Source organism: Phycicoccus flavus (genome assembly GCF_004025965.2).
In the GTDB taxonomy this organism is placed as follows: domain Bacteria; phylum Actinomycetota; class Actinomycetes; order Actinomycetales; family Dermatophilaceae; genus Phycicoccus; species Phycicoccus flavus.
Genome location: NZ_SAYU02000106.1, coordinates 1 through 7,916, shown reverse-complemented (window position 1 = coordinate 7,916; position 7,916 = coordinate 1). Strand labels below are relative to the sequence as shown.

The 7,916-nt window shown below is 75.4% G+C and carries 6 protein-coding genes; 5 read left to right on the top strand and 1 reads right to left on the bottom strand.

What is annotated here, in order from left to right; all coding sequences use genetic code 11:
• Positions 1-1,757, top strand: a 1,757-nt coding sequence (locus EPD83_RS19325; protein WP_165567024.1) for a glycosyltransferase, incomplete at its 5' end; no start/stop codon positions are given.
• A gap of 9 nt (positions 1,758-1,766) precedes the next feature.
• Here EPD83_RS19325 and EPD83_RS19320 read toward each other — a convergent pair.
• Positions 1,767-2,171, bottom strand: a complete 405-nt coding sequence (locus EPD83_RS19320) for an adenylyltransferase/cytidyltransferase family protein (protein ID WP_128366938.1) — start codon at positions 2,169-2,171, stop codon at positions 1,767-1,769.
• Positions 2,172-2,315: 144 nt separating this feature from the next.
• On the opposite strand from EPD83_RS19320, the gene EPD83_RS19315 reads away from it, so the two are divergent.
• The 4 genes from EPD83_RS19315 (at position 2,316) to EPD83_RS19300 (ending at position 7,739) form a co-directional block, all read left to right on the top strand.
• Positions 2,316-3,542, top strand: coding sequence for a CDP-glycerol glycerophosphotransferase family protein (locus EPD83_RS19315; protein ID WP_235950738.1), 1,227 nt, complete (start codon positions 2,316-2,318; stop codon positions 3,540-3,542).
• On the top strand, positions 3,539-5,689 hold the full coding sequence (locus tag EPD83_RS19310; RefSeq protein WP_128366939.1) for an acyltransferase family protein: 2,151 nt from the start codon (positions 3,539-3,541) through the stop codon (positions 5,687-5,689). Before EPD83_RS19315 ends, EPD83_RS19310 begins: the two co-directional genes overlap by 4 nt.
• Positions 5,690-5,874: 185 nt before the next feature.
• Complete coding sequence (locus EPD83_RS19305; protein WP_128366940.1) at positions 5,875-6,681, top strand: hypothetical protein; 807 nt, start codon at positions 5,875-5,877, stop codon at positions 6,679-6,681.
• Positions 6,678-7,739 (top strand): ATP-grasp fold amidoligase family protein, encoded by a 1,062-nt coding sequence (locus tag EPD83_RS19300; protein WP_165567023.1) that lies wholly within the window; start codon positions 6,678-6,680, stop codon positions 7,737-7,739. The genes EPD83_RS19305 and EPD83_RS19300 overlap by 4 nt, the downstream gene beginning before the upstream one ends.
• Positions 7,740-7,916 lie beyond the last annotated feature (177 nt).

Genomic DNA, 7,916 nt, shown 5'->3' with positions numbered 1-7,916 from the left:
CCGGCGCCGCCGCCTGCGGGGCCGTCGCCCTCGACCACGACGCCGCCGCGGCGGTGCGCGAGGCCCGCGAGGCGCTGCGCGCGCGGCTCGACGCGAGCACCGCGCACGTCACCGGCAGCCGCGAGCGGGTGGCCCCGCCCCCCGCCGAGGTCGGCGCGCTGCGGGCCGCCGCCGCCGCCGTCCTCCGGGTCGCCCCCGACGCGCTCGTCCCGGCCGACCTCGTCGCCGCCCACGCCCGCTCCTGGGTGGGTCCGCTCCCCCACCAGCGGTCCGCGCGCCTCGTCGCCGACGCCTTCGCCGGGCTGCCGTGGCCGGAGGAGGTCGCGCGGGTCAGCGGGCTCGCCGCCCGGCTGCGCTGGGCCGGCCTGTCGACGCGGACCGACGGGGGCGAGGACCTCGACGGGGTGCGCGCCGCGGCCCGGGGGGCGCTGGCCGGGTCCGATGCGGCCCTGGCCGACGGCCGCACCGACCTCGCCCTGGGCCGCTGGTGCGACGCCTGGGAGCTGCTCTGCCACCGCGAGCTGCACACCGACGTCGCGTCCTCGCCCCTCGTCGACGACCCCGCCGGCTGGCTCGGCGACCTCGTCGGGGCCTCGGTGACCACCGCGCTGCGGGGGCGTCGGCGGCGGGTCGGGCGCCGCGGCCCCGCGGGCGGGACGGGCGCGCGACCGTCCGTGCTCGTCGTCACCGGCCTGTCCGGGGACTTCCACCCGCCGGTGCTCGACGCGCTGGAGCCGGCCGCCGACGTCGCCCTGCTCGAGGCGTCGACGCGCTTCCCCCGGCTGCGGCAGCGCGGCCGCCCGAGCCTCGGCGGGCTGCGCGAGGTCGCGGCGACCGCCGGCCTCGTCGAGGACGCCCGCCAGCAGCGCCGGGTGCGCCGGCTGCGGGGCGCCGTGGCCGGCCACGACGTCGTGCTCAGCGACTGGGCCGACGCCTCGACCGTCTGGCTCTCGCGCCTCGTCCCGCCCCGCACCCGGCTCGTCGTGCGGGTGCACAGCGTCGACGTCCTCGACGCCTGGTTCCCGCTCGTCGACTGGGATCGGGTCGACGAGGTGCTGGCCTCGCCCGCCGTCGCCCGCCTCGTCGCCGCCCTGCTCACGGCCCTCGGCGCCGGGGACACCCCGGTGACCGAGGTGCCGCCGCTGGTCGGGGTGCGCGACGTCGGGCCGGAGAAGGACCCCGGGGCGCGCACGACCCTGGGGATGATCGGCTGGGCGCGGCGCGTCAAGGACGTCGCCTGGGCCCTGGACCTGCTCGAACGTGACGCCTCCTGGCGGCTCGTGCTCGTCGGACAGCCGCTGACCCGCCCCCGCGGCAGCGCGCGGTCACGCGCCTACCAGCAGGCGGTCCTGGACCGGCTCGCCTCCCCCGGCCTGCGCGACCGGGTCGACGTCGTGGGTTGGAGCGACGACGTCGCCGGGCCGCTGCGGCGGGTCGGGGTCGTGCTGTCGACGAGCCGCCGGGAGTCGCTGCACTACGGCCTCGTCGAGGGGGCCGCCTCCGGCGCGGTGCCGGTGGTGCGCGACTGGCCGTTGTACGCGCGCTGGGGCGGCGCCCGGGCGGTCTTCCCCGCGGCGTGGGTCGTGGGCTCGCTCGACGAGGCCGCGGTCCGGGTCCGGGCCTGCACGGCCGACGACGCGACGTGGGAGCGCGAGCGCCACGCCGCCCGAAAGGCGGCGCTGGACCTCTTCCACCCCGAGCGGGCGGCCCAGGTCTACCGCGACGTCGTCCTGGGCCCGGTCCTCGGCCCCGGCTGAGCGGCCGGCTCAGTCCAGGAGGCGGTTGCGGATCTCGTGGATGATGTCGGTCGTCGAGATGTCGTCCGTGCGCGGCAGGTAGCGGACCTCGACGACGTCGGAGAGGTCGTCGAACCGGCCCTCCCAGTCGTTGCCCATGACGAGGACGTCCGCCCGGTGCTCGAGCAGGTACTGCCGCTTGAGGTCGAGGGACTCCTCGTAGAACACCTCGTCGACGCAGTCCAGGCTGCCGACGATCTGGGCCCGGTGCTCCTGGCGGTAGACCGGGTAGCGGCCCTTCTTGGCGAAGTTGAGCTCGTCGGTGGAGATGCCCACCGTCAGGTGGTCCCCCAGGTCGTGTGCCCTGGTGAGGATGTTGACGTGCCCGACGTGGAAGACGTCGAAGGTGCCGAACGTGATGACGCGAGTACCCACGGGACCCTTTCCTGGACCGGTTGCGTGCGAGGGTACCCGGCGGCGCGCCGTAGGATGGTCTGGCTCCGCAGCGCCCCGCACCCGGCCGCGTGAGCCGCCCCCGACCCGACCCCTGCCACCCCACGCCGCCTCGGAGGAACCGCCGTGCCCCTGCTCAAGGACGTCCGGTCCGCGCGCACCCTCGTGGCCGGCTCCCTGCGCCGGCGCCGGGCCCGCGCGGCCTGGGCGCAGGCCGCCGCGGCCGGGACCCCGGACCACACCGAGGTCGAGGGGCTCGTCTTCTTCCCCGACCCGCCGGTCAACGCCTACCAGGTGCGGCAGTGGTACGAGCCCATGCGCGTCCTCGCCGGGCGCCACCCGCTCGCCGTCGTCACCACCGACCCCGAGACGGCCGTCGCGCTGGCCGCCGAGTGCCCGCTGCCGGTGCTGTGGCACCGCTCGGTCGGCGAGACCGAGGCGTTCATGGAGGGCCGGCGCATCGGCGCCGTCTTCTACGTCAACCAGAACGTCACGAACTTCCGGATGATGCGCCACCGCCGACCGGCCCACGTGTTCGTCAACCACGGCGAGTCCGACAAGGACTACATGGCCTCCAACCAGCTCAAGGCCTACGACTACACCTTCGTCGCGGGTCAGGCGGCCGTCGAGCGGATCGAGGCGCGGCTCGTCGACTTCGACGCCGGCCGACACCTCGTGCGGGTCGGCCGCCCGCAGGTCGACTTTCCCGGGCACGCCCCCGACCTGCCCGACGACGGCCGCACCGTCGTCCTCTACGCCCCGACGTGGGAGGGCGACCGGCCCTCGATGGCCTACTCCTCCGTGCGCTCGCACGGCCCGGCGATGCTGCGGGCCCTGCTCGCCACCGGCCGGCACCGGGTCGTCTACCGCCCGCACCCGCGCACCGGCGTCTCCGACCCGCTCTACGCGCGCGCCCACGCCGAGCTCGTCGCCCAGGTCGCCCGGGCCGAGGAGTCCGACCCCGGCGCCCGGCACGTCGTCGACACCGACGCCGCCTACGGCTGGCAGCTCGCCGCGGCCGACGCCTGCGTCACCGACGTCTCCGCCGTGGCCTTCGACTTCCTCGCCACCGGCAAGCCGCTCGTGCTCACCGCGCCCTCCAGCCCGCAGGCCCTCGTCGACGAGGGCGGCCTGGCCGGCATGCTCACGCCGCTGGCCGCCCGCGAGGCCGGCCGGGTCGTCGAGCGGCTCGACGCCGAGCTGTCCGGCGGGGCGCGCGAGGACCACGCCCGCATCGTCGAGCGCTACTTCGGCGACACCACCCCCGGCGCCGCCACCGACCGCTTCGTCGCCGCGAGCAGCGAGATCATCGGGTCCCGGCTCGCCCTCTACCCCGAGCCGGTCCGGCGGTGAGCGCCGCCACGCCCGGCGGGACGACCGAGCGGTCCTCGGCCACCCCGGCCGCCCCGACGGGCGACACCGGCGACGCCGGCGCCCGCCCGGCCCCGCGCTTCCGTCCCGACATCGAGGGGATGCGGGCCATCGCCATCGGCCTCGTCGTCGTCTACCACGCCGGGGTGAGCGGGCTGCCCGGTGGCTTCGTCGGCGTCGACGTCTTCTTCGTCATCTCCGGGTTCCTCATCACGGGGCTCCTCGTCCGCGAGGTGACGAGCACCGGGCGCGTCTCGCTGGCCCGCTTCTACGCCCGCCGGGCCAAGCGGCTGCTGCCGGCGACCGGGCTCGTGCTCGTCACGACCGTGGTCCTCACCTGGCTCACCGTGTCGGCGGTGCGGTGGCGGGACTTCGGCCTCGACATCGTCAGCGCGGCCACCTACGTCGTCAACTGGCGGCTGGCCGCCCGCTCGGTCGACTACCTCGCCGAGGACGTCGGCGCCTCCCCCGTCCAGCACTTCTGGTCGCTCGCCGTCGAGGAGCAGTTCTACATCGTCTGGCCGCTGCTGCTCGTGCTCCTCGCCTGGCTGCTGCGTCGCCGGCCCGGGCTGCGGCCGCGGCGGGTCATGGCCGTCGGCATCGCCCTCGTCATCGTCCCGTCGTTCGCGTACTCGGTGTACCTCACCTCCGTGAGCCCGGCCACGGCGTTCTTCGTCACCCCCACCCGGCTCTGGGAGCTCGGCATCGGCGCGTTCGTCGCCATCGGCGCGACCGTGTGGACGCGGGTGCCGCGGGTCGCGGCCGTCGTCCTCGGGTGGGTGGGCCTGGTCACCGTCCTCGCCAGCGGGTTCCTGCTGACCACGGACGTCGCCTGGCCCGGCTACGCCGCCCTCGCGCCCTGCCTCGGGACGGCCGCGATGATCGTCGCCGGCTACACCTCCGGCCCGGCCGGCCCCGCCGGCGTCCTCGCCTGGAAGCCGCTGGTCTGGGTGGGCGGCATCTCGTACTCGCTCTACCTCTGGCACTGGCCGCTCATCACCGCGGCCACCGCCTACTGGGGGGACCTCGGAGGCACCAGGGGTCTGCTCGTCATGGCCGTCGCCGTCATCCCGTCCTGGCTGTCGCTACGGCTCATCGAGAACCCGATCCGGTTCGCGCCCGCCCTCTCCCGCAGCAACCGGCTCGCGCTGTCGGTCGGCGGCAACTTCACCGCCCTCGGCGTCGTCGCCGGCCTCGTCCTCGTGCTGCTCGTCCCGGGCGGCTCGCGCTCGCAGGCGGCCGTCGGAGCGGCCCCCCTCGGGGCCGAGGCGCTCACCGGGACGACGGGGAAGCCCGGCAGCGTCGCCAGCCTGAAGAGCATCGCGTCCTACGTCCCGTCCGCCCTCGAGGCCGAGGGCGACGTGCCGCCGTACCCGCCGGAGTGCCAGGTCGACCAGGAGTCGCCCGACCCGGTCGTGTGCGACTGGGGCGACCCGAACGGCACCCTGACGGTCGCGGTCGTCGGGGACTCCAAGATCATGCAGTACTACTCGCCCCTGGACGAGATCGCCAAGCGCGAGCACTGGAAGATCGTGTCGATGACCAAGTCCGCGTGTGGCTTCCACGACGGCGTGCAGGAGGCCAAGGGCGAGCCCTACACCTCGTGCACCGAGTGGAACCGGGCGGTGCTGGCCGACCTCCTGCGCAGCAGGCCCGACGTCGTGGTCACGGCCGAGCGGATCAACGAGGCGCTGGCGGACCCCGCGGACCTCGGCTCACTGTCCACCGCGACGATGGTCGACGCCATGGCCCGGCAGTGGACGCGCGTCACGGACGCCGGCATCCCGATGGTCGTCATCGCCGACAACCCGAGCCCCGGCCAGATCGCGCCCGTGTACGAGTGCATCGCCGACCACGGCGGCGACCTGTCCGCCTGCACCTTCGACCGGGCCCGGGGCGAACGGGAGAGCGGCGCCGCCGCCCAGCTCCCCGCCGCCGAGCGGGTGCAGGGCGTGCGGGTCGTCGACATCCGCGACTCCATCTGCCCCGAGCGGACGTGCGTCCCCGTCATCGGTGGCGTCATGGTCTACCGCCAGACCTCGCACATCACCGACACCTACGCCCGCTCGCTCACCGACGTCCTCGCCGCGGCGCTCGTGCCGGAGGTGGAGGCCGCCACCGGCGGCTGACGCGGACCCGTCCGGCGGTCCCGCGCGGCCCGCCGAGGACGTCGCCGGCCGCTCGCGCGGGTGCAGTAGCCTGATGCGTCGTCAGGCCGCTGGTGACCGTCCCCGACGACCCGAAGGTGCCCGTAGTGCTCGAGCGAATCCGTGACCTCCAGGGGTCGCTGAACCGTCTCCACCAGCGTGGACGGGTGGCGACCACCCGCGACCCGAAGATCCGCAAGCTGGAGCAGCGCACCGCCGCCCTCCAGCACGAGGTCGCCGAGCTCGACGCCGAGAAGACCACCCTCACGGCGCGCCGCCGCGAGCTGCAGCGCACCCTCGGGCCGCTCATCGGCAAGGACCTCATGCCCTTGGCCCGGGTCGAGAAGACCAACGGCGTCCCCGGCTTCGTCTGGGGGGTGCGGATGATGCAGCGCATCCACCGCAAGGCCCCGGACCCGGTGGCGGGCTTCGACGGCGCCGGCAGGGTCTTCGCCGACCGGGACGCCACCGAGCGCTTCGTGCGCTCCCACGGTGTCCCGCTCACCGTCGACGACCCGGGGCCCGCGGACCGGCGCGTCGTCGTCCACGCCTTCCACGGCCTCGTCGGGCTCGTCGAGGTCGGGGTCGGTGACACCGCCCGGCACCTCGACGGCGACGGGGCGGACCTCGGCGACGTGCGGCCCGCGCTGCGCCACGACGCCGGGCTGGACCTGCCGGCCACGCTCACCGCGCTGACCGAGGCGTCGGCGACGCTGTCGGCCCACGTGTCGCGGCCCTACGTGCAGGTGTGCTGGCGCCAGGACGGCGACCGGCTCGTCCTGGACCGCCTCGACGTCGACCCCGAGCGCGTCCCCGTCCTCACCGAGGAGCAGGACCTGCGGCTCGGCCACCTCTTCGACACCGGGCACGCCCGGATGCTCGTGCAGCCCTACCGGGCCGGGGCGCTGGAGAACCGCGTCCCCGGCGGGGTGTTCGACCCCGACCCGGCGCTGGACCGGGGGGTGCAGGCATGACCGACGACGCCGGCCGCACCCCGCGGCAGAAGGCCCGCGCCCGCCTGCGCCGCACCGAGCGGCAGGTGGCCCGACGCCGCCTCCAGGTCGAGCGGCTCCGCGCGCAGATCGCCATCCTCGAGGAGGAGGCGATGACCCCGCTGCAGCGCACGGTGCGCGACGCCGCCGACCCCGAGACCGCCACCGGGGTGCCCTCGCACACCCTGTCGGCGCGGCTGCACCGGCGGGCGAACACCACGCGCGTCTACACCCGCGAGACGATCCGCGAGCCCATCCTCCAGCTCTACGCCAAGCTCCCCGCGCAGCGGTTCGCCGCCCAGCACGGCGTGCGGGTGCCGGAGATCCTCGGCCGCTGGGCCGAGCCCGGTGACGTCGACTGGGACGCCCTCCCGGACCGCTTCGTCCTCAAGAGCAGCATCGGCGGCGGCGGCATGAACGTCTTCCCGCTCGTGCGCGATCCCGCCACCGGTACGTACACCGACCTGCTCGTCGGCGAGCCGACGACCCGCGAGGCGGTCCTCGAGAAGCTGTGGAGCAAGCACGAGAAGCGGTCCTGGTACTTCGCCGAGGAGTTCCTCGTCGGCCGCTCGGGCGAGCCCGGCGCCGTGCCCGACGACATCAAGGTCTTCTGCTTCTACGGCGAGCCCTTCTACCTCGAGGTCCGCCGCGGCGACCAGTCCCGCGCCGCGAACATCACCCAGCGGGTGCGGGCCTTCGCCATCGACGGCACCGAGCTCGTCAACGTCCGGGCCCTCATGGACCCCGGGGAGGGCGACGTCACGGCGCCCGAGGACTTCGGCGCCATCGCCGAGGCCTGCCGGACGCTCTCCGGCGCGATCCGCCGCCCGCTGGAGCGGCTGGACTTCTTCGAGACCGACCAGGGCCTCGTGTTCGGCGAGCTGACCCAGAACTCCGGCCGCCCGCCGGCGCTGGTCCCGGAGTGGGACCGGGCGATGGGCGAGGTGTACGAGAACGCCTACGCGCGGCTGCTCGCCGACCTCGCCGCCGAGGACGCCTTGCACGTGACGTACGGCGAGCACGGGGACGACCCGGCGTAGTCCGGCCGCGCCGTGGCGGGGGCGGCGCCTCCCCGGCCGGTCAGCCGATCCGGTCCAGGTGCTCCTCGATGACGGCCACCGTCCGGGCGCAGTTGTGCTGGTCGCGGTACGGGAAGGCGGCCTCGACCCGCTCGACGTAGCGGGGGTCGGGCGCGCAGTCCCGGGCCAGCAGCTCCT

What these genes read in the sequence shown, in the direction of transcription:
- EPD83_RS19300 (WP_165567023.1), top strand. Translation starts at nt 6,678, where the DNA reads ATGACCGACGACGCCGGCCGCACCCCGCGGCAGAAGGCCCGCGCCCGC.